This window comes from Bradyrhizobium sp. IC4059 (assembly GCF_020193615.1).
Classification (GTDB): Bacteria; Pseudomonadota; Alphaproteobacteria; order Rhizobiales; family Xanthobacteraceae; genus Bradyrhizobium; species Bradyrhizobium yuanmingense.
The window spans coordinates 92,098-113,408 of sequence record NZ_JADYVH010000018.1 but is presented as its reverse complement, the minus strand read 5'-3'; the positions used below and the strand labels follow the sequence as shown (position 1 = coordinate 113,408).

Below are 21,311 nucleotides of genomic sequence, written 5' to 3'. Positions count from 1 at the left end.
TCCAGGCTGTCGTTGCCCTGACCCCCGGTCAGCGTGTCGGTGCCGTTCAGGCCGGACAGAGTGTCCGCGCCACTCGTGCCGACAAGTAGGTCATTGTTCAAGTTGAACCCGGTGATTGTCGTCGCACTTGCCGCTACCTGTTGTGCGATATAGGCGCTCTCCAGGTCCTGACGACTCCAGGTCGTGCCGTCGCCGAACACGATCTGCTCCAGCCCCGTCGCATTCCCGGCGTCCTCGCCCACCAGCTTGATCGAACCGCCACTGCTGAAGGTCAGTGTGATGTCGTTGCCATTACGGCTGATCAAAGTGGTCGCCGGCGTGAGGCCCGTTCCCAGCACCAGCTTGTCCACTGTGCTGTCATAGGAGCCTGCATCCGTGATCGTGTCGTTGCCATCGCCGGCGTTGTAGATGTAGGTGTCGGCGCTGCCGCCGCCGTCCAGGCTGTCGTTGCCCTGACCCCCGGTCAGCGTGTCGGTGCCGTTCAGGCCGGACAGAGTGTCCGCGCCACTCGTGCCGACAAGTAGGTCATTGTTCAAGTTGAACCCGGTGATTGTCGTCGCACCTGCCGCTACCTGCTGTGCGATATAGGCGCTCTCCAGGTCCTGACGACTCCAGGTCGTGCCGTCACCGAACACAATCTGCTCCAGTCCGGTCGCGTTGCCGGCGTCCTCGCCCACCAGCTTGATCGAACCGCCACTGCTGAAGGTCAGTGTGATGTCGTTGCCATTACGGCTGATCAAAGTGGTCGCCGGCGTGAGGCCCGCTCCCAGCAGCAGCTTATCCACTGTGCTGTCATAGGAGCCTGCATCCGTGATCGTGTCGTTGCCATCGCCGGCGTTGTAGACGTAGGTATCGGCGTTGCCGCCGCCGTCCAGGCTGTCGTTGCCCTGACCCCCGGTCAGCGTGTCGGTGCCGTTCAGGCCGGACAGAGTGTCCGCGCCACTCGTGCCGACAAGTAGGTCATTGTTCAAGTTGAACCCGGTGATTGTCGTCGCACTTGCCGCTACCTGCTGAGCGATATAGGCGCTCTCCAGGTCCTGACGGCTCCAGGTCGTGCCGTCGCCGAACACGATCTGCTCCAGCCCCGTCGCATTCCCGGCGTCCTCGCCCACCAGCTTGATCGAACCGCCACTGCTGAAGGTCAGTGTGATGTCGTTGCCATTACGGCTGATCAAAGTGGTCGCCGGCGTGAGGCCCGTTCCCAGCACCAGCTTGTCCACTGTGCTGTCATAGGAGCCTGCATCCGTGATCGTGTCGTTGCCATCGCCGGCGTTGTAGATGTAGGTATCGGCGTTGCCGCCGCCGTCCAGGCTGTCGTTGCCCTGACCCCCGGTCAGCGTGTCGGTGCCACCCAAGCCACTAAGCGTGTCATCACCGCCTAGCCCAGCCAAGTAGTCGATGCCAGACGTTCCGGCCAGCGTATCATTTCCATCTGTGCCGCGTATCCATATCGAATCCTTGATCGCTTCCCTGCCCCAAACGGTTCCGTCGGCGAACTGGATTTGTTCGATACCCCTGAAGTCCGTGGTGGATACAAACTGTTGCTTTACGGTTATGATAGCTGATGACCCCAATACTTTAATGATGAGGTCATTTCCTTGAAGTGCAAACGATAGATCCGCGACGTTGAGATCAATGAAGCGCAGCACGTCGATTTGACTGGCTGAGTTCACGCTATCTTCGATGGTGTCGCTCCCATCTCCCCGAGCATAGATAATGATATCGCTGCCCGCGCCGCCCTGAACAACATCGTTTCCTAGGCCGGGTTGAAAAACGTCGTCACCGTTCGTTCCAACCATCGTATCGTTAGCCGCGGTTCCTCTGACTACTGCATTGCCGGCAATCTGTGTTCTATTCCAGATCTCTCCATTTGAGAACGCCACCTCTTCAACGCCTGCGGAGGTCTGGCTGAACTGTCCAGTTACCCGAATGATCCGCCCCGTCGCGAGTACCTTGATAATTAGGTCGGCGCCATCAGGGGACAACTGGACATCCCCGTTACTAAGTCCAACCAATTCGATGCGATCGGTGCCGTCGTCTGGCCCATCTGTGATAACCACGTTACCACCGGTCGCTCCAACTCGATATGTATCGCTGCCGCCGTAGCCTGACAGCGTTTCATTAGCATTGCCGACCACGAAGATGTCAGCAGCGCCAGTGCCAATGAGAGTCTCGGTCCCGGTGCTTCCAAGGAACAGGTTCGTGTCAAGACGGTCCAACAAATCCGAGCGGCTCCAGACTGTTCCGTCGGCGAACGTAAGCTGATCAATGCCCAATCCCGGCACCGCCGACAACTGGTCCTGGAGAACAATGGTCTCTCCACTCGAAAGGCGGAGCACCACATCGGAATTATCGAGCGACGACCGGCCTACCGTGATGGTGGCAGGATCGATTCCGCTCCCGAGCACGAGGCGATCAGTATCGGCGCTGCCGCCATTGTCGACGATGCGATCGCTGCCATCGCCGGGATTATAACGGTATTCGTCCGAACCGCTGCCACCATTGAGACGATCATTACCGGTGCCGCCGATCAGGATATCGGAGCCCGCACCGCCGGCAAGAATGTCGTTACCCGACGTTCCCGCAACCGTCTCGACCTCGTCGGTGATGCCGATCACAATGGTCGACGTGACGAACATGCCGTCATCATCCGCGGCCTTGACGATCAACGTGTGCTGCGACTGCGTCTCGAAATCGAGGACGGCGCCGTTCTTGACACGGATCTGGTTTCCGACGATCTCGAACAGATCGTCCGCGCCCACGATGCTGAAGCTGTGCGCGCCGGCGTCACCGGCATCCACTGCCGCCAGCGTCGCCACGATCGTTCCCCCTGCGGCGTTCTCCTGCACCGAGCCGCCGGTGACCGTGATCCCGGTGGGAGCCTCGTTGCCGAGCCGCCGGAACTCGAAATTGTCCGCGGTCAGCGCGGCTAGATCGACGTTCTGCAGGGTCAGGCTGTCGCCGTTCCCGAGGGAGATGACGACATCGCTGCCCACCTGCGACGCCGCTGCAATCACCGAGGTGAAATCGGCAAACATAGTGCGGTCGAACCGCACCATGTCGTGGTCCGCTCCGCTTCCTGCGGTGAAGTCCGTGACCGTGTCCGATCCATCGCCGACGCCGACGACAAATATGTCTCCACCCGCGCCGCCAGTCAGCACATCGTAGCCGGCTCCGCCAATCAGAATATCGCTGTCGAGCCCACCATTCAGGATGTCGGCACCGGTGCCGCCATCGAGCTTGTCCTTGCCCATGCCGCCAGTCAGCGCGTCATCGCCAATGCCGCCGAAGACGACGTCGTCGCCGGAGCGCGCGTCGATCACGTCGTTGCCTTCACCACCAACAATGACATTGTTGCCGGCATCGCCAGCGATCTGATCGGAGAATGCCGTGCCCGTGATATTTTCGATCTGCTCAACCTGGGCCATGTCACGCCAGGTCCCGCTGGCGAGGTTGCTCTGGTCGGTCGTGCGCACCTCAGCACCGTTGGTGACGAGATCAATCCACACCGCAGACCCAAAGCCGCTGAGGTCCAGCGTATCGGTCCCAACGCCGCCGTTGACCGTCGCGACATTACCGGGGGCGCTGACGCTCAGCACAAGGGTATCGTTGCCGAGCCCGCCATAGAGAAGATCATTGCCACCCTGCCCGTCGATCCGGTCGTCGCCGGCCTCGCCATAGAGATTCTGGTTGGCGCTTGAGCCGATCAGGACGTTGTTGCCGTTCGTGCCTACGAGGAACGGCGAATTGCTGGTCGCGATGCCGTAGATCGTCGAGCGGCCCCACTGGTCGCCGTTGGCGAAACGGATGTACTCGATGCCAGAATCCGGAGTGTCAGTGGAATCGCCAAACTGGCCAACGATCGTGATTGTCTCGTTGGTCGACAGGATGTGAACCAGGAGATCCCCGCCGGAGCGGGTCAGGCTCACCTCAGAACTCAGGATGTCCTTCAGAACAAGGACGTCCGTCTCGGTCGAGGTGAACGAGCGCCAGGTGTTCTCGTAGATGGTGTCGTTGCCGTCCCCCTTCGAGTAGATGAAGGTGTCGTTGCCACTTGCGCCCTGCAGGCCCGTGTAGATGATGTCGTCACCCTTGCCGGCTTCGATGGTATCGTCCATGCGGCTGATGCGGGCATCGATGAGATCACGCCCGTCCGTGCCGCGGAACCAGGCGTTCTGCTGGATTTGAAACCTGTTCCACTGCTGGCCGTTAGCGAACTGGATACGCTCAATGCCGGCGCCTGTGTCAGTCTCGTTGCTGTTAAACTGGGAAGTGATGGTGATGACCTCTCCCGTCGTCAGCACCTTGATCAACAGATCTTCGCCCGAGCGCGTCAGCTCGACGTTCGCCTCATTGAGATCGGTGAACTTCAGCGTGTCGTTAACGTTCGATCCGGCGGCATGCCAGTCCGTCTCGTAGATGATGTCGTTGCCATCGCCGCTCGCGTAGACGAACGTGTCGCTGCTGCGCCCGGAATAGATGACGTCGTTGCCTTTGCCCGCATCAAAGGTTGCGCCGAGTTGAAGATCCGAGAGGGTCCCGCGGCCGTTCAAGATGTCGCGTCCGTCTGTGCCGCGGATCCAGGCATTCTGATGGATCTGCGCTCGGTCCCACTGCATGTCAGCGAACCGGATGTATTCGAGGCCCACACCGGCTGCGTTGTTGTCTCCGGTACGGTTGGTGAAATGCCCCGTGACGGTGATGACTTCGTTGGTCGCCTTGATTCTGATGAGCAGATCATCGGCCTGCTGCGAAAGCTCAACCTCGCTCGAGGTGAGATCCGTCAGGATCAGAACGTCCGTGTCCGCCGAGTTCCCCTCGACGATGAGATCGTTGCCGTCTCCCTTCGCATAAAGGTAGGTATCGTTCCCGCTGCCGGCGCCGTTGTTGTTGTAGATGAGATCGTCACCCTTGCCGCCGATGACGATGTCATCCCCGTCGTTCGCCAGGATGTAATCCTTCCCGTCGCCGCCCGAGATGAAATCGCTACCGATCCAGCCATCGAGATAGTCCGAACCACCGCCACCGTAGAGAATGTCATTGCCACCTCCCCCAAGGATCACGTCGTTGTCGCCGACCGAATCCGATCCAACTTCATCTCCATAGAGGACGTCATTGCCGGCAAGGCCGTTAAAGACGTCGGCACCGAGACCGCCCGCCATGATGTCGATGTTGTCGCTACCATTGAGTTTGTTATTGCCGCCACCGTGGAACGGATTAGGCTGCAGCGCCAATGGGGTCCCCAGCGTTCCACCCAATCCGCCATAGCTCGAGGCGTTCCAGATATCGTGGATGCCGGGAGACGCGCCGGCCACAATGTTTCCTTCATGACCGAACTCATCCCAGTACGTCTGCCAGACGATCAGCCCTTGCTCCACCATGGTGACGACCACGGGGTCCCAGCCGAGATAGTCGCGGCCGGCATTGTAGGTGATCTGCGCCCGGTCGATCACCGAGCCATCCTGGAACTTGATCCGGTCGATACCGACCCAGTTGCCGGCATTACCGTCGAGCAGGCTTGTGACGCCCGAGAAGAAGTCGTTGACCCTGATGATCTCGCCGGTCGTGTTGATCGTGATGAGGAGCGTGCCGCCCTGGTAGGAGTAGCTCACCTCTCCCGCTGAGACGTCCTGAAGCCAGAGGGTATCGATGTCCGTATTGCTGGGGTTGCCAATTTTCGAGGAGAAGTCGGAGATCTCGTCATTGCCGTCGCCCTTCTTCCAGACGTAGGTATCGCTGCCGGTCCAGCCCTGAAGAAAGTCGTCGCCCTTGCCGCCGTAGATCGTGTCGTTGAGCTCGGAATTGGTGACAATGCTGTCCAGCCTATCGGTGCCGCGGTACCAGGCCTGCTGCATAATCTGGGTACGGTCCCAGCTCGTGCCATCCGCAAACTTAATGATATCGATGTTCTTGGTCTGGCGGTCGCCGCTGTTGTTTGGGAAGAAATTGTCGAAGTCGACATATTCGCCGGTCGACTTGACCGTTAGCAGCAGGTGACTGCCGACCCGCGAGAGTTGGATGTCGTTGGCGTTGAGATCCGTCAGCACAAACGTATCGCGCTCGCTGATCTGGCCGATCGTGTCGTGAACGACATCGTATCCGTCCCCTTTGCTATAGAGGATCGTGTCACTTCCACCGCTGATCGCGATATAGTCGTCGCCCTTGCCGCCGCGGATGACATCGTGCGAGCCCGAGTCCGCGATCGCATTGTTGTGCCCATCGCCGCGAAACACGCTGACGCTTGCTATTTGCGAACGGTTCCACTCGGTGCCGTCGGCGAAGCGCAGGACGTCGATGCCCTGACTGGCGAAGAAGCTATCGATTACGACCGTCTTGCCCGTTGCCGTGACGCGCAGGAGAAGATCGTCACCGATGCGGTCGAAGGTGAGGTCGGTTGAGTTCAGGTCGGTGAGGACGAGGCGATCGGTGTCGGTCGCAGCGCCGTCGTCCCTGATCCAGAGATCGCCGTCCTGCTTGTTGTAGATGTAGATATCGCTGCCGTCGCCGCCGCTGAGCAGATCACCGCCGCCCCCCCCGACGAAGACGTCCTGCGTGGAGGTGCCGTTGATGCCTTCAGCGCCGGTCGTGCCGAACAGTGCGACGCCATTGACGATTCCCATCGCGATGGCGCGGTTCGTGTCGTCCTCAATTTCGTCCTGGATCAGCGGCGCCAGCGTCGCTGCATAAGCGGCCTGATCGCCCGCGAAGAAGGAGCCGACCGCGCTGGACAATCCGCCAAGCCCCTTGAGCAAATAGCTCGTCTGTCCGCCCAGGTCCTCTGGCGCCATGGCAAGCAACAGCGACACCACCGAGCCCACATTTGCCGGCGTTGCCGGCGCGTTGGAATCGCCCGCCGCGTAATCGCCAAAATCGAGCTGACTGAACCAGAAATAGGGGTTGTCGAGCATCGCAACTTCGTCGCTCGTGCCACGAAGGAGCGACGAGCCGCCGCTTTGGGCCAGGAAGAGGGTCAGATACGACGAGACGATTCCGTCGAATCCCCGCTCGAGAGTCTGGCCCTGATGGGGATTGGGTATACCGTTGTCATGGTCGCCCCAGTTGTTCACAAATGCAGTGCCGTAAAATTTTTCCAGGAACGCCAGGTGCCTTGCGTCGATGGTGGGCCCGCGGCTGGTGGGGTCGACGCCATCAACATCAGCCCAACGCAGCAGCATCTGCTCAAATTGGCTCTTTAAGTCCGCAAGTGCCAAGCCGGGTGCGGCGTCCGTCAGCGCGGCCCAGTCGGCGAGGAAAGCAGGATCGTTCGTCGCTTTGTAGGCGATGCTGGCGATCAATCCCGAGCCCGGCAACTGCGGGAGCTCCAACGCGGCTTTGGACGGCGCAATATTACTGGTGTCGACGGAGTCCTGGAGATCGGTATTGAAGTAAATCGTCTGCGCCGTTCCTATCGTGGCATCCGTTCGCGTGAAGGTCGCCCCGTAGCCAAGACCGTTGCCGGCGTTGGTCCCGTCAAGCTTCTGTGTTTGGAGTGAGATCGACGAGATGCCAGCCTGCGCCAGGGATTGCAGCTCGCCTGCATCCGACACTCCGTTCTGATTGAGATCGCGCCAAATCAGCAGCTTGCCGAAATCGGCGTCGAGCGCGTCAATGACGCCATCGCCATTGGTGTCCAACTTCTCTAGGATCGCAAAACCATCCTGTGTAGGCGAGCCGAACAGTTCAAGCCCGTTGTCAATCTTGCCGTTACCGTTCAAATCCATTGCCAGAATGCCGTCGTTCGGTGACACCCACCCCGTCCGCTCCGCAAACCCGTCACCGGCGTAATCAAAATTGACGTTGGAGTCGGTCAACGACGTCAATTGGATGCCATCACCGCCTAGATCGAGGATGATAGGATCGCGACGGGCAGCACTAATAGAACTGGGGGACTCGGGTGGAAAAACGAAGTTCCTAAGCTTTTTCATAAAGTCATTGAATCGCTCGTCGAAGTTCGGAAAGAATTTCTCGTATTGCCACCTGATAAACCAAAGAGGACCTGAACTGATTCCAGACGCTCCTTTCCCCCAAATTGACGTTATCAGACCCTGTCCGCTAGTTTCGGCACTTGAGAGACGCGACAACTTGACGGAGCCATCCGGGTTGCGATCACTGTTCAAATCTCGGACTTTTTGTCCAAAATCGATGGCCTTGTCGGCGACAGTTAGCGCCTTGCTGATATCGGCCTTCGAGAGATTGTAGCCGGATTCTTTGGCAACTTGTTCCGCCTGCTCAGAGGCGGCTTCTATGCCCTGTTCTTTGGCAATTTTCGTCAATTTCTTGGCAAGCTTAGTGAGATCATCGGTAACGGACATCACTACACTCCCAGCATTAGATGCTTGACCAGATCGGTCCTATTGTTCGGCAAACGAATCGAGGAGCGAACGAAACGGCTTCCTCGGTAGACCTCATTGCCAAAAGCGATCACAACTACCCCGGTGTCGAGAGACGGATACACCTGTGGCAATTCTTCGTTAGATGCATGCCTTTGTACCCGCTCTGCAAAGGACGCGCGCTTCTCAAGAAGCGGGTCTCGATTTGTCCAGGGATAGAAAGCTTTATAAACGAAGAACGAGGCTGCGATCAGCGCCGCAGTAGCGACGGCGCTGATTAGCCGCTTGATCTTATCTGGCGCCTCTTCGCCGAAGCGGCCGCTGCTCCGAACGTTCCGCCTCAATCCAAACTCATGCATATCCTAGTCCGCTCCTCGGGTTCGCCCATACGACGGAAATCTCCTGCAGTTGCGACTCTTGGCGATCAATACTGACGGCACGCATCACTACCTCTCCCTCAAACTCTCCTGCCGATACCGCAACAACGGCGACATCACATACTCGATGATCCGCCGCTGCCCCGTCTTGATCTCCACCGTCACCGCCATTCCTGGCGCAAGGTTCACTACCTTGTCCTCCACTTGCATTTTCGTGCCATCGAGCGACACGCGCGCGGCGTAGAGCAGCTCTTGTCCAGCCGGTTCGCTCGATTCAGCAAGTGCGCCGCCCTGCTTCGTCGCGCCCGGCCCGCCTGGCGGCTTGTCCTTGATGATCGCGTCCCGCGACACGCTGATGACCTTGCCGTGTAGCAGGCCGTAGCGCGTGAAATTGAACGTATCGATCTTGATCTCGGCGTTCTGGCCGTGCTCGACGAAGCCGATGTCGCGGTTGGAGATCATCGCCTCGATCTCGATGCTGGAGCCGCGCGGCACGATCATCATCAGCTGCTGCGCGGGCGAGACGACGCCGCCGACGGTGTGGATCGCGAGCTGCTGCACCGTGCCTTCGATCGGCGCCCGCAACAGTTGCTCGTCGGTCTTCCGCTGCGTCTTGATTGCATCCTGGTGTAAATCGTCGGCCTTCTTCTGAGCTTCGGAGAGGTCGCTCAAGACCTGGCGCTCGAAGCCGGATCTGGTCTGGGCCAGCTGCTGCTCCAGCGCGCGGCGCGCGGCCTCGATCTCGACCAGCTTGCGCTCCTGCACGATGCGCTCGTTCTGCTGGTCGATCAGGCGCGTCTGGGCGTCGATCCAGGCAATGCGGTTGCCGTACTGGATCTCCATCGCTTTCTTGCGGATGGTGAGCGTCTCCTCCAGCAGCGGCAGCGTTGCGTCAATCTTGGCGATCGCCGCCGTCACCGACTGCGCCTCGGCCCGCTTCTGGTCGATCTGCTGCACGACGGAGGCAAGCTTGGCCTGCTGCTCGGCGGCCTGCGCCAGCATGGCGGAGCGCGCCCGCGCTATCTCCACTTCGGACGCGCCAACCGGCTCCTCGATATCCTCGGGCGCAGCGAGGTCGGCAAAGCTGCGGCGTAGCGCCGACAGGCGCGCAACGTCGAGCAGGGTCGCGATCAGATCCTGCCCCACCCGCTTGCGCTCGGCCTGCGTCACGGTGCGGTCGAGCTCGACCAGCACCTGGCCGGCGGTAACCCGGTCGCCGTCGTGGACGTGGATCGCGGCAACGATGCCGGTCTCCAGCGGCTGGATCGTCTTGGTGCGGCCGGTCGGTACCACCTTGCCGGTCGCGGTGGCGATGATGTCGACATGGCCGAAGGTCGCCCAGCCGATCGCGAGCGCGAAGAACACGATGATAGTGAGGCCGACCGTCCGCCCGACCGGGGAGGCCGGCGTCTCCAGGATCTCCAAGGCCGCGGGCAGGAACTCGCGTGCGTCGCGCTGGCGGCGCCAGAACGCGCGGCTCTTGCGCTCGATCACATCAGCCGACGACATGGAGCCCGGCCTGGATCTGATGCAGCATGGCGTAGCGTCCGGCCTTCTTGATCAATTCGTCGTGGCTGCCGTCCTCGACCAGATGGCCGGCCTCGATGGTGATGATGCGATCGGCGTGACGCACCGCCGAAAGTCGGTGCGCGATGATGAAGACGGTTCGCCCGGCACAGATCTTGCGCATATTGCGCTGGATGATGTTCTCGCTTTCGTAGTCGAGCGCGCTGGTGGCCTCGTCGAAGATCAAGACGCGGGGATTGGTCACCAGCGCCCGCGCGATCGCAATGCGCTGGCGCTGGCCGCCCGACAGGCTTGCTCCGCGTTCGCCGACCACGGTGTTGTAGCCGTCCGGCAAGGCCAGGATGAACTCGTGCGCACCGGCGAGTTCCGCGGCGGCGATCACTCGTTCCATCGCCATGCCGGGATCGGCGAGCGCGATGTTCTCGCGGATGGTGCGGTTGAACAGCACGTTCTCCTGCAACACCGTGCCGATCTGGCGCCGTAGCCAGGCGACGTCAGCGACCGTTAGGTCGATTCCGTCGATCAGGATGCGGCCGGCCTCCGGCACGTAGAGGCGCTGGATAAGTTTTGTCAGCGTCGACTTGCCAGAGCCGGAAGGGCCGACGATGCCGATCACCTGTCCCGGGAGCACTTTCAGCGAGACGTCCTGAAGCGCCAGCGACATGTCCGGCCGGTAGCGGAAGTTGACGTGGTCGAAGGTCACTTCGCCCTTGATCGGCGGCAGCGTCGCGCGCGAAGGGTCGAACATCGGCTCGGGCGCGGTGTTCAGGATGTCGCCGAGCCGGGCAATCGAGACCCGCACCTGGTGGAAATCCTGCCAAAGCTGGGCCAGCCGCAGCACCGGCTGCGCCACCCGGCCTGCCAGCATGTTGAAGGCAATGAGCTCGCCGACCGAGAGGCTGCCCGCGATGACGAGGTGCGCCCCGAAATAAAGCGTCAGCGCCGTGACGAGCTTACTGACGAACTGCACCGACTGGCTCGCCCAATTGCTGAGCGAGAGCACGTCGAAGCTGGCACTGACATAACCCGCGAGCTGCTCCTCCCAGCGCCGCTGCATCTGCGGCTCGATCGCCATCGCTTTCAGGGTCTGGATCGCGCCGACGCTCTCGACCAGGAAGGCCTGATTCTCCGCGCCGCGGTCGAACTTCTTGTCCAACCGCTCGCGGAAGATCGGGGTGACACCGGCGGAGATCGCGACGTAGAACGGGAACGAGCCCACCACGATCCAGCTCAGGAACGGCGAGTAGTAGAACATCACCGCGAGGAAGACGAACGTGAAGCCGAAGTCGATCACCAGCGTCAGGGCCGAACTGGTGAGGAAATTTCGGATATTCTCAAGCTCGCGCACCCGCGCCACCGAATCTCCCGTCCGCCGCGCTTCGAAATAGGCGATCGGCAGCGCGATCAGGTGCCGGAACAGGCGCGCGCCAAGCTCGACGTCGATTCGGTTTGTGGTGTGGGAGAAGACATAAGTCCGGAGCGCACCGAGAACGGTCTCGAATATCGACACGACGACGAGGCCGAACACCAGCACGTCGAGCGTGGTGTAGCCGCGATGCGCCAGCACCTTGTCGGTCACGACCTGGAAGAACAGCGGCGTAACCAATGCAAACAATTGCAGGAAGAATGACGCGACAAGCACCTCGCCGAGCAATCGGCGGTATTTGTGCATGGCCTGGAGAAACCAGGTGATGTCGAACTTGCGCGCCAGATCCGATAGCGTCGCGCGCCGCGTCATCAGCACGATGCGTCCGGTCCACCCCTGCTCGAACTCAGCGCGCTTGACGACCTGCGGACGGTTGACCGCGGGGTCGTGAATGAGCACGTCTTCGGTGCCGGCCTTGCCCAGAATTGCAAATGACCCATCATGTCGCTCGACAATAGCGGGCAATGAAAGCTTGCCAAGGCCAGACCAACTTTCGCGAACCGCCCGCGCCTTTAACTTGAGCTGCTTGGCGCAGCGAAGCATTTCCTGGACGCCGATCGCTGAGCCGGTGAACTGATGTGCAATCTGTGCGGGATCAACAGCGATCTGATGAAATCGCAACAGCAGCGCAAGGCACTGCAGCCCCGTATCCTGACGTACGGCTTCCAAAGTCGCCCCTACCACTACTTCCGGTCGTCATCCTCTGTATTGCACGTTTGTTTCAGGGACGCAAAATGAAATCTCGCTTTGGTTGTGTGGAAAGCCAAACAAAGTTGTTACCGGACGGCACGTGTAAGCACCGGCTCTCAAGCTTTGGCCACTCCTAATAACGGCACAAGGAACCGATAGAGTACCGTGTTCTTGGCGGCGCTCCCGATTGACGGCGGGCACTTGTTCATCGACGCTATTGTTTGGAGCTTATCGCATGCATCAACCAAACGGAATTTGAGACGCAGGTCGTCCTAAGCCGCCACTGGGTCGAATCGGTATCGCGACGGCTTGTCGCGCGGCGGGCCAGACGATACCCTACCTCAGGGCATCGTTGAGAAGACGCGGCATCCTCGCCGCACCGAGCGACGCCTGGGCTCGCGCGATGTTGCCGGCGTTCGTAATCACGCGTGAGCAGCACCGGATTGGGTCCGGGACTTATGGAGCTGGCACAAGCGTACTGTTTGGCAAGTTCAGCACTCTCGTCGATCCATGCTTTTGATTCGGAGACCTTCGCCAGGGTCTCGTTGACGTTAGTCTGCGCAAGGCCATCTCTCTCTTCAGCATCGTAAACTGCGCCATACGGCGAAACGTCCGCCGAAAAGGCTGTCTCAGTGTGCGTGCAGCGCCAGGACGTCGCCGTTTGCCGGTATCACCTGCTCGGTATTGCCGCCAGCGTCTCCGTTTGAAATCTGCCGGGTATAGCGGCCGAGGTCATGCAGCGGCTGGTGTGTGTCGCCCACCAGATGCAGCATCCAGACGAGATCGTAGGAACGTAGGTCGTCAGCAGCGCCGGACGAAGGCGGCAGACCCGCGATCATGAGCTTGAGCTCGGTCACTCCACAGGGTCGGGTGGCGGGAGCGGCGTGCTGCCTTCGGCGAGTAGTTCACGTCCTTGTAGCGTCAGTATTGATTGAACGCGAGGCGAGGTGAAAGTTGAACTTCCTCTGAGCAGTTGGGAGCTGGAACACGTCGCTTATCAGCACTGGCGATCCCGGAGGAGAACCAGGCCCAGTTTCCAATTGCGCTTGTTGACGCAATTCAGCGAGGACTGGAGCCGTATCGCCAACGTCCGCTCGTTACGAAACTCGAAGTCAGAAAAATTCCAGGTTTTTGTCACGACGCACAGCTCAGCCGTAATTTCAGCGTCATACAACAGGACTTATTGTCCTCGGTCGAATGGCCGGTTTCGCAATGCTTGTTTCCAAAGTTTTGAGCTATTCCCGTAACCCTAGATAAGTCAGGCTTGTAAGCGAGAATTTCACTCAATGCTCTCTATCTAGAGTTGCGCTAGCGATGAGAGGTTAACATGGGCGTCTGGAAGCTTTTTGCGCTCGTCAATGTTTTGCTCGCGAGTTTTAGCATTCGCGATTTAGGATCATATGACCCGGGCCAGATCATTAACTTTGCGATAGAGGTGGTTTCGGCTATCGGTCTCGTGCTGATGTCGTTCGAACTGGCATTTCTTCCTCGCAAGTTCTGGCAGGCAGTCGCCTGCGTTTTGTTCGCGAAGTGCTTCTTTATGATCGTTGGATGGAGCCTTGTTGAGCAATACCCGCTAGACGGCCACGTATTGGAAGCACTACTTCTATTCACGCTCTTTCATTTTGCGGTCGGCTACGGCCTTTGGCTATACGGCTCAAAGCAAGGTCAGCACGCAAACGTGCGTCAGCGCGCGGCTTGAAACTTGGGCCTGCTGTTGGCGAAGTAGAGGCACAAATCAATGGACACCATGTACGCGGTCCTGCTGATCACGACGCTCGTTCTGGGGTTCGTCGCAACCGTACTATGGGGGCCAGACTTCGAATGGCTTGGGCGCGATGTTGATGCCGCTTACATCTTCAGGATGGTCGCCATCGGGCTGGTCGTCTTTTTCCTACTTGTGATCACCTTCCACCTGATCTAACGACCTCACAGCAGACGGACCATTGCGCTCCAGAGGCTCAAGACGATAGTGGAAGGCTCGCTTTCCCAGCATGTCCGACGCCAGACTTCGACCTCCGCAATTGGCCCGCGGCGGACTTGAACCCGAAGCGACAAAGGGGGCCGCTTCCAACAGCTGACCCGATTAAGTTTTATTGCCAGCCAACAGGGCAGCCTTTGACCGTAGCAGACCGCCTGTGTTCATAGAAAATTGAGCATCTATAGTGTTCAGGGTTGACGGAGTGCTGCTGTGCAACCCACAAGTGGAGTGGCGTTGTCGGCATTTTTGGTCCACCCGGTCAGAACCGAGATTAAGTGTGATCCCTCGCCACAAAACCCTCGTTTTGGCTCTTTTCGCTGCTACGAGCTTGTCGGTAGCGGCTTGTTCTCCCCGGGAGGACGTCCATCTCACCTGCGCGACGACCATCTTTGTCGCGGACAAACTTATGGAAACGGGCCAAGTCCCGACCGATGCTGCGCTCCGAGCGAAAGCGAACGACGCTGAGATCAACCATCAAAACGCATCCGCGACTTTCAGAAGATTAGATACACGTCAGCCCGAAGGTGAACGTGAACGTCTCATGGAGCTTGCTCTCATTTTTGGGAATGAACGTGATCGAATTCTCAAGGAGCTATCACCAAAGGAAATTGTCGCTCGGGCGAAGACCTGCATCGAACAGGCACCTCCGAAAGGGCGAGGGTTTCCGCGACCTGATGGGAGCTTTTGACAGAAGGCAGCAGCCGCACCGCGCCTTATCCAAATTCCGAACTTATCGCCTTCCTTCATAACAAGCCCCCACTTGTGCTGTGCTATACTACCGGGGATTGCAGTCTGCGGCGAATTTTCGCCAACGCTGGTCTTCGCACTGCCAGCGCAAAGGTAACATGAGCTATGTAGCTGGACCTGAGCAGCTGGGTCGGCGGCACGCTAGAAGTTCACGAGATCGCCAAGAAGCGCGACTCCCGATCAATTCCAATCCATCCTGATCTCCGGCAGGCCCTTATAAGGACTCGCTTCTCAAGGATTCGATTAGTTCGCTTGCGATGGCTGACGAAGAAGCGGGTCAGTTTCGTGCTCTGCGTGACCCCGACGTGACCCAAGCAGAGATGACCGGGGAACATCGGATCCGATTAGTTCTAAAACGTTGATTGAAAAGAAGATTTGGTGGGCGCACCAGGGCTCGAACCTGGGACCCGCTGATTAAGAGTCTGATGTCTTCTAAACAACCACAGGTACTTAGATGTAAAAGACGGCCATAGCGCAGCTATATAGATCGATGGTGGGTTACAGCAGAGTTGTAAATTGCGAGCCAGCGCTTCCTTGAACCTGCGGCCCCTGCGTCCCGAACGTAAGTAACAAACGAAAAGATCAATGAAAACAATGAAGTTTGCTCGCGATTGACCACCTTGATCGCCGTCCGTTCAAGAGGTTTCGGTGGTCAATCGGTGGTCAGCTTACCTGATGCGAGCCTTGATCTGAGCCCGGCGGTCCTAATGCTGCGCGTCCGAGGAGGGCTCCCTTCACACGGGAGAGGTCCAAGGTTCGATCCCTTGTGCGCCCACCATCAGAATCACTGAAAATCCGGTACTTTTTTAGATTCGTGCTCAGGCCTGTTCGGCAGGTGCAGGCACGAAAGAGCAGAACTAAGCAGCAACAAGCGGGGAATGACCGGGGATTCTGTTCACCCCGCGTTCCGGCCTCAGAGAAGCTTGGCTCCCGCTTCTTCATCCCACTCCAGTTCGCAAAGCACCTCAGTTTCAACAGACGTTTCCGCGGTAAAGTACTTCGCGTTCTCCGTCAGAAGCCGCCGAGCTGCCTCTTCCGACCTTCGTTTTTGACTCGCAGCGCTCGCTGAAGCTTGCAATCGCTTCACCGGTTCGTTGGACCGCATCCCATCCCAAAATCTCAACCACGGCGTACCAGACCCCTCTTCCCGGATATCGTCCGCGATGGCGTCCAATTCGGCCTTTGGCGTCCAACCAACCCCACCGCGAGAGATTGTGCTCACTCCGGAGAGGATTGAGTTCAATCAGATCGCCAACCTGGTCCCACGTTACCTCCCTCCACGACGTCAGGGACGACGTAATTCAGATGATCTTCCTAGCAATCGTGGAGGACTCGCTTCAGCGCGATCAGGTCGCTGGCCAAGGTTCGCGAGTTCATCAGCGCGCACTACAAGGAAGCTCGGCCGCACAGCATGGGCAAGTATGGGCTAAGGTCGCTCGACGCGCCACTTTATGCGGACAGCAGTGTGACGCTCGCGGACCGGGCTACTCGCGTCATTTGGGACGAGGCTCGGACGTAGGTCGCCGTAGCCGGCGGACCGCGCTGGCAATTCGACGGAAAGGCCGCAGCGAGCTGAATCGCTGCGGCCTGCGCCGTGTCAAAAGGCCGGGTGAAAGAGGTAGGTGCAATATGGTGCCAGCCCGGTCTGCCAAGTTTTCCCGGTATCTCAGGTTCCGGCCACAACAAAGGTGAATCGATGCAGTTCATAGTTTGCTGGCGTCTCCATCCACTCCACTTACCCAGACTGTCTCGCCGACGTTTCGAACGATTAGGAACGGGGAAGTGCATGTTCCACATTGCATGAGAGTGCAATCGGGAGTCTCAGCCATGGCAGTGCAAATCGCGATGGATCACAGCGGCGAGAGCCGGCACTTTTTCGACAACTCCAATGCAGAAGCACTGGTAGAGGCGGAGAAGCTTTTTCTGCAATTTACCAGCAAGGGATATACCGCTGCAGTGCGGACGGGGCCTGGTGAGGCAACCAGGATCACGGCGTTCGATCCGACCGCCGAAGAGACATTGTTCTTCCCGCGGCTTGTGGGGTGAGCAGCAGTGACGAGAAGGTTCGGTCGCATCGGCCGGTGGACGGGCCGGAGCCTGGCCGTTGGTAGGCTTTATCGAGCAGCAAAGGAGGAGAAAACGGTCCAGGCTCGGGGGCTGCGACTGCTGCGTTCTTTCGCCACAGCAAAGAGTCGACTTCGAAAGGAAGGGGTACTTCGATGTCGTGGGGTGCGATAGCGGAAAGCGGTACCGCATACGCCGGGGAAGGTCCGGCAACGTCAACAAAATTGATGAATACGGGCGGCTTGGCACGGGGTGGTGCTTCGTCCCGGTGGGTGGTTTGGTCCAGGGCGATGTCATGCTAGCTCAAAAAATAGCTCTTGAGACTGACGAGGAACACGCTTTGAGCGTCGCCAATAGCTTCCCGGGCCGATCCGGTGGCGCCGACCCGGTCGTCGTCCGTCAGAAGGGAGAATTGTGCAAGGACATCTTCATTCCAGCTAAACGCAACGCGGCATCGCCGACCGGCCTAACGAGTTACTAGTACGAGGGCGAAGAGGAGCAAAATAAACAGAATGCTCGCTCGGTATATATGCAGAACCTTCGTCCTCAGCGGAATGGGGATATCGGAATTGTCTTGATTATAGGAGAACCGCACCTCTGAAAACCCCAGGGCAAGACCGAGGCGGCTCTTGCTTGCGAAGTAAGCGAAAGAGTCGTTTATGAAGCAGCAGCAATCGAGCAACATCAGTGCGGGAAATACATACAATCCCGCGAGGCGCCTCTCCTTGAGAACCCAAGCACCGCAGAGCCAACCCAATCCCCCACCAATGATTGGGGCGACGACCAGCTGCCAAAGGCCAAAATTGAGAACGAGATTCCCTAGGAAGAAGCCAAGGGCTCCGAGGCCTGCGATAACCCCGGCATAGGGGAAATCGTCCAATAACTTGTCCAGTGATGCCACGGGCCACCAATTGGTAGTTGCACCTCGAAGCCTAGGTCATCTTAAAACTGCTAAATGATTGTTAGCGGAATGCCTCGTATTGAACGACGAACGAGCCCGCTTCTGGCCCAAAGCAGGCTTGTGCTCGGCACGCTCAGTGATCGCCACCGGAGCTGCCATCGCCCGCGTGATCACCACCGCTGTGGAAGACGCTCTCACCATCGCCGCCCGATCCAGAGGTGGATTTAACAGCACCCCAGCGCTCCGCATCGACTATCATCGACGTATGCCGGTGTGACGCAAGCAAGAGAGGAGGCGACTTCCGTACTGGATTGTGCAGCAAGAGTTGACTAATGGTAGATTGAGCTTGGTGTTGAAGCCTGCACAGAGGGCGACACACCTAGTTGAGTCTATCTGGCCCATCGGCTAGATCGACCTCTTCGTCTTGCGGCTAGACTTCTGAGAACCGCCTTGGAGAAAGTCTTAGCCGAAAAGGCCGCCGGAATTCGGCTCAAAATAATAGCGTCGTGGAGGGCTGCGCCCCGCCCTCTAGCTAAGTTTTTGAAATATACGGGATATAACTTGTGGTTCTTTGGCCGGCATCGCTGGAGATATCGCGGGCCAGAGACTGAATCGCCATAGCGTTTGGTCCTGCCAAATCGTCATCCAGGACACCTCGCAGGCCCATCACCGTGATACCTGCAATGATTGTGCCGGTATGGTCAAAGATGGGAGCCGAGATCGCAGTGTAGTCAGATAGCAGGTTGGATCGGTTGCGACTAATTCCCTTTTCCCTGATCGTCGCGACGAGTTCGCGTACCTCCTTCCAACTGCGCGGGATGTCGGCCAACTCGGTCCGCAAAGGGCGCTGAGATAGGTCTACCAGTTCCGCATCAACATGGGCGGACGTCATGCCCTCGGGAAGGTACGCCAAAAACAGCCGTCCCAAGGCAGATCTCAGGATCGGGAGTACACTGCCCACGCGGAGTTCGAAAACGGAGCGACTGTGGATACCATCGGCCCGAAAGACAATCGTCGGGCCGTGATTGCCCCAAACGCCGAGAAAAACGCTATGCCCGATGTCGTTTGCCAGTTCGACGAGCCGATCGCGGGAGGCTGTGAAGATGTCGAACTGCTCAAGGCCGGCAATTCCAAGTTTCAGCGTATATGGACCAAGGCCATAATGCCCGGTGCTGGCATCCTGATGAACCACTCCGATGCCGAGCAGGCTGACGAGATAGAAATGCAGATTGCTCGCGGATAGGCCCGTGCCCCCTGCAATTTCCTTTAGGGGCAGCGGCCGCCCGGCGGTAACCAGGAAGTCGATTACCCGAAATCCAATTTCGATGGACTGAATGCCTTTCCGAGCACTCTTTTTAGATCCGTCTTTATCCACTTGAGCCGTTCCCGGGGCCGTTGCGCGAACCGCCACCATGTCGGTGGGGTTCTCCTTGGAGTGGTCCATGTCTTACAATCCGGGGGGCAAACGGGCAACGGAGTCCTCTAAGTCCCGCGATCGCAATTCAGTTGATGGGAGCTGTCTGGGCAAAGGCTCCGGAAAGCAGGTGGCCCGCGTTGGGGAGTGTCGCTTCGAGGCCTAACGCCGTCAGCATCTGGTGCGTTGTGGCGATAGCGGCAGTGACGACGGGTACACCACATTCGGCCTCGACGTCGGGCACCGCAGCTAGCGATGGCATTTGGACGCATGCTGAGAGGACGAGGGTGTCGATGCCCTTCATATCGAGCTTTTTGTAGATGTCGACGAGGGCCAGCGGGTCTCGTGCACCGACTGCCAGATTGTCTTCTATCTCGAGGGCGATGAAATCGTTGACGGAGATGTTTTCGCTCTCGATGTAATCGACGACCAGCTTGGTCAACGGCTTCAAATACGGAGCGACGATGGCGATACGCTTTGCACCCATGAGCTTCAGGCTGTCGACAAGCGCGCCGGCGGAGGTAACAACGGGCGCAGGGGCGCCATTTTCCACGGTGCGGCCGTGCAGTCGTTCCTGCGAGATGCGATGGTAGCCCTTGCCCATCGCCATGATCGCGACCAGGCAGGCGTAGCCGAGAACATCGACTCGCGCATCCGATAATTCGGAGGCGCAGCGGTCGGAATCGCGGTCCATCGCCGCCAGTTGGTCCTTTGTGACGCTCTTCATTCGCATGCGCGCGGAGTGGAAAGAGAAGCGTTCGGGAAGAACACTCTCTCTCGCGCGCAGCATCGCCGGAATCTCGCGCTCCATGGTCACATTGGAACTGGGCACGATCTGGCCGATGCGTATTACTTTGTCTGCAGTCATGGTGTCCTGTCCCGGGTCACGTGCAAAATCTCAGGTGAAGACTGTCTGTCTGGACGTCAGATGGCGACGACAGGGTTGCGCAACCTGCCGATGCCTCCCACCTCGGCCTCGATGACGTCACCCGGCCGCAGCCATTCCTGCGGGTCGCGCCCAGCGCCGACGCCGTCCGGCGTGCCAGTCGCGATGATATCGCCCGGCTCGAGCGTGATGCCCTGGCTGATATCGGAGATCAGCGCGTTGACGTTGAATAGCATGTGCCGCGTATTTGAGTTCTGCTTCTCGACGCCATTGACGGATAGCGAGAGGTCCAGAACATGTGGATCGGGGATGTCATCTGTGGTGACGATCGCTGGACCGAAGGGCGCAAAGGTGTCCTGGCCCTTCGAGTAGATCCACTGGCCAGCGCGGCGGTTGTCGCGCGCGCTGATATCAATAAGTACGCTGTAGCCAAAGACATAGCTGAGCGCATCTTCGGCTCGGACCCGGCGAGCGGTCCGCCCGATGATCACGGCCAATTCCACCTCCCAGTCGAGTTGTTTGGTAATCTTGGCGTCGTGATGCACGGCATCGCCGGGTCCGATTACTGTAGTGGGCGGCTTGGAGAAGATCACTGGCTGTTTCGGTAACTCCTTCGACGTGTTCAAGGTGCGGCTCGATTCTGCGACATGCTCGATATAGTTGAGCCCGATGCCAAAGATGTTCTTGCGTGGGCGCAGGATCGGAGCGAGTACCCTGACATTCTCGATTGGTAGCGCAGCGCCGACCGGCAAGGCCCGCTCCGTATCGTCAACGATTTTGCGAAGCGCTCCCAGTGCGGCAGGACCCTGATCGATGAAGGCAAGCATGTCATCCGCCAGGGGAATGCCGGACGCAGCACCCAGCCCCCCGACATCGAGGACGGTTCCCCCGATCACGACGCCTAGTTTTGACTTATCGGCAGGGTTGGCACGGAATGTAATCAACCGCATGTTTCTTCTCCGATGTTT

The 21,311-nt window shown here is 58.9% G+C and carries 11 protein-coding genes and 2 pseudogenes; 4 read left to right on the top strand and 9 right to left on the bottom strand.

Features of this window, described 5'->3' with window-relative positions; genetic code table 11:
• The 5 genes and pseudogenes from I6F12_RS34970 to I6F12_RS34950 form a co-directional block, all read right to left on the bottom strand.
• A partial coding sequence (locus I6F12_RS34970; RefSeq protein WP_276573408.1) for a calcium-binding protein occupies positions 1–8,312 on the bottom strand: 8,312 nt, incomplete at its 3' end.
• A 2-nt stretch (positions 8,313–8,314) separates the two neighbouring features.
• Positions 8,315–8,689: a hypothetical protein gene (locus I6F12_RS34965; RefSeq protein ID WP_225158363.1), complete on the bottom strand. Its 375-nt coding sequence runs from the start codon at positions 8,687–8,689 to the stop codon at positions 8,315–8,317.
• Between the two features lie 87 nt (positions 8,690–8,776).
• A complete protein-coding gene (locus I6F12_RS34960) occupies positions 8,777–10,216 on the bottom strand; it encodes an HlyD family type I secretion periplasmic adaptor subunit (protein WP_225158362.1) in 1,440 nt (479 codons plus the stop codon).
• A complete protein-coding gene (locus I6F12_RS34955) occupies positions 10,203–12,329 on the bottom strand; it encodes a type I secretion system permease/ATPase (protein WP_225158361.1) in 2,127 nt (708 codons plus the stop codon). The genes I6F12_RS34960 and I6F12_RS34955 overlap by 14 nt, the downstream gene beginning before the upstream one ends.
• Before the next feature lie 650 nt (positions 12,330–12,979).
• A pseudogene (locus I6F12_RS34950) lies at positions 12,980–13,210 on the bottom strand (S1/P1 nuclease); the annotation flags it as partial.
• A 467-nt stretch (positions 13,211–13,677) separates the two neighbouring features.
• Between I6F12_RS34950 and I6F12_RS34945 the strand changes: the two are divergent.
• From I6F12_RS34945 to I6F12_RS34930, 4 genes and pseudogenes are all read left to right on the top strand, one after another.
• Entirely contained in the window at positions 13,678–14,052 is a 375-nt protein-coding gene (locus I6F12_RS34945) for a hypothetical protein (RefSeq protein WP_225158359.1), read from the top strand.
• 39 nt (positions 14,053–14,091) lie between these two features.
• The gene (locus tag I6F12_RS34940) at positions 14,092–14,274 is read left to right on the top strand and encodes a hypothetical protein (protein WP_225158358.1); all 183 of its coding nucleotides are present in this window, start codon (positions 14,092–14,094) and stop codon (positions 14,272–14,274) included.
• Between the two features lie 2,631 nt (positions 14,275–16,905).
• A complete protein-coding gene (locus I6F12_RS34935; RefSeq protein WP_225137000.1) occupies positions 16,906–17,124 on the top strand; it encodes a hypothetical protein in 219 nt (72 codons plus the stop codon).
• 51 nt (positions 17,125–17,175) lie between these two features.
• Positions 17,176–17,506, top strand: a pseudogene (locus I6F12_RS34930) (hypothetical protein); the annotation flags it as partial.
• Between the two features lie 102 nt (positions 17,507–17,608).
• On the opposite strand, the gene I6F12_RS34925 reads toward I6F12_RS34930, so the two are convergent.
• The 4 genes from I6F12_RS34925 to I6F12_RS34910 all read right to left on the bottom strand — a co-directional run bounded on the left by I6F12_RS34925 (position 17,609) and on the right by I6F12_RS34910 (position 21,293).
• The gene (locus I6F12_RS34925; protein ID WP_225158357.1) at positions 17,609–18,022 is read right to left on the bottom strand and encodes a hypothetical protein; all 414 of its coding nucleotides are present in this window, start codon (positions 18,020–18,022) and stop codon (positions 17,609–17,611) included.
• Between the two features lie 553 nt (positions 18,023–18,575).
• Positions 18,576–19,487, bottom strand: coding sequence for an IclR family transcriptional regulator (locus tag I6F12_RS34920; protein WP_225137003.1), 912 nt, complete (start codon positions 19,485–19,487; stop codon positions 18,576–18,578).
• Positions 19,488–19,545: 58 nt separating this feature from the next.
• Positions 19,546–20,325, bottom strand: coding sequence for an Asp/Glu racemase (locus I6F12_RS34915; protein ID WP_275970698.1), 780 nt, complete (start codon positions 20,323–20,325; stop codon positions 19,546–19,548).
• Positions 20,326–20,381: 56 nt separating this feature from the next.
• Positions 20,382–21,293, bottom strand: coding sequence for a fumarylacetoacetate hydrolase family protein (locus I6F12_RS34910; RefSeq protein ID WP_225137005.1), 912 nt, complete (start codon positions 21,291–21,293; stop codon positions 20,382–20,384).
• Positions 21,294–21,311 lie beyond the last annotated feature (18 nt).

What these genes read in the sequence shown, in the direction of transcription:
- I6F12_RS34920 (WP_225137003.1), bottom strand. Translation starts at nt 19,487, where the DNA reads ATGGACCACTCCAAGGAGAACCCCACCGACATGGTGGCGGTTCGCGCA.
- I6F12_RS34960 (WP_225158362.1), bottom strand. Translation starts at nt 10,216, where the DNA reads ATGTCGTCGGCTGATGTGATCGAGCGCAAGAGCCGCGCGTTCTGGCGC.
- I6F12_RS34935 (WP_225137000.1), top strand. Translation starts at nt 16,906, where the DNA reads ATGGCAGTGCAAATCGCGATGGATCACAGCGGCGAGAGCCGGCACTTT.
- I6F12_RS34910 (WP_225137005.1), bottom strand. Translation starts at nt 21,293, where the DNA reads ATGCGGTTGATTACATTCCGTGCCAACCCTGCCGATAAGTCAAAACTA.
- I6F12_RS34965 (WP_225158363.1), bottom strand. Translation starts at nt 8,689, where the DNA reads ATGCATGAGTTTGGATTGAGGCGGAACGTTCGGAGCAGCGGCCGCTTC.
- I6F12_RS34940 (WP_225158358.1), top strand. Translation starts at nt 14,092, where the DNA reads ATGGACACCATGTACGCGGTCCTGCTGATCACGACGCTCGTTCTGGGG.
- I6F12_RS34945 (WP_225158359.1), top strand. Translation starts at nt 13,678, where the DNA reads ATGGGCGTCTGGAAGCTTTTTGCGCTCGTCAATGTTTTGCTCGCGAGT.
- I6F12_RS34915 (WP_275970698.1), bottom strand. Translation starts at nt 20,325, where the DNA reads ATGACTGCAGACAAAGTAATACGCATCGGCCAGATCGTGCCCAGTTCC.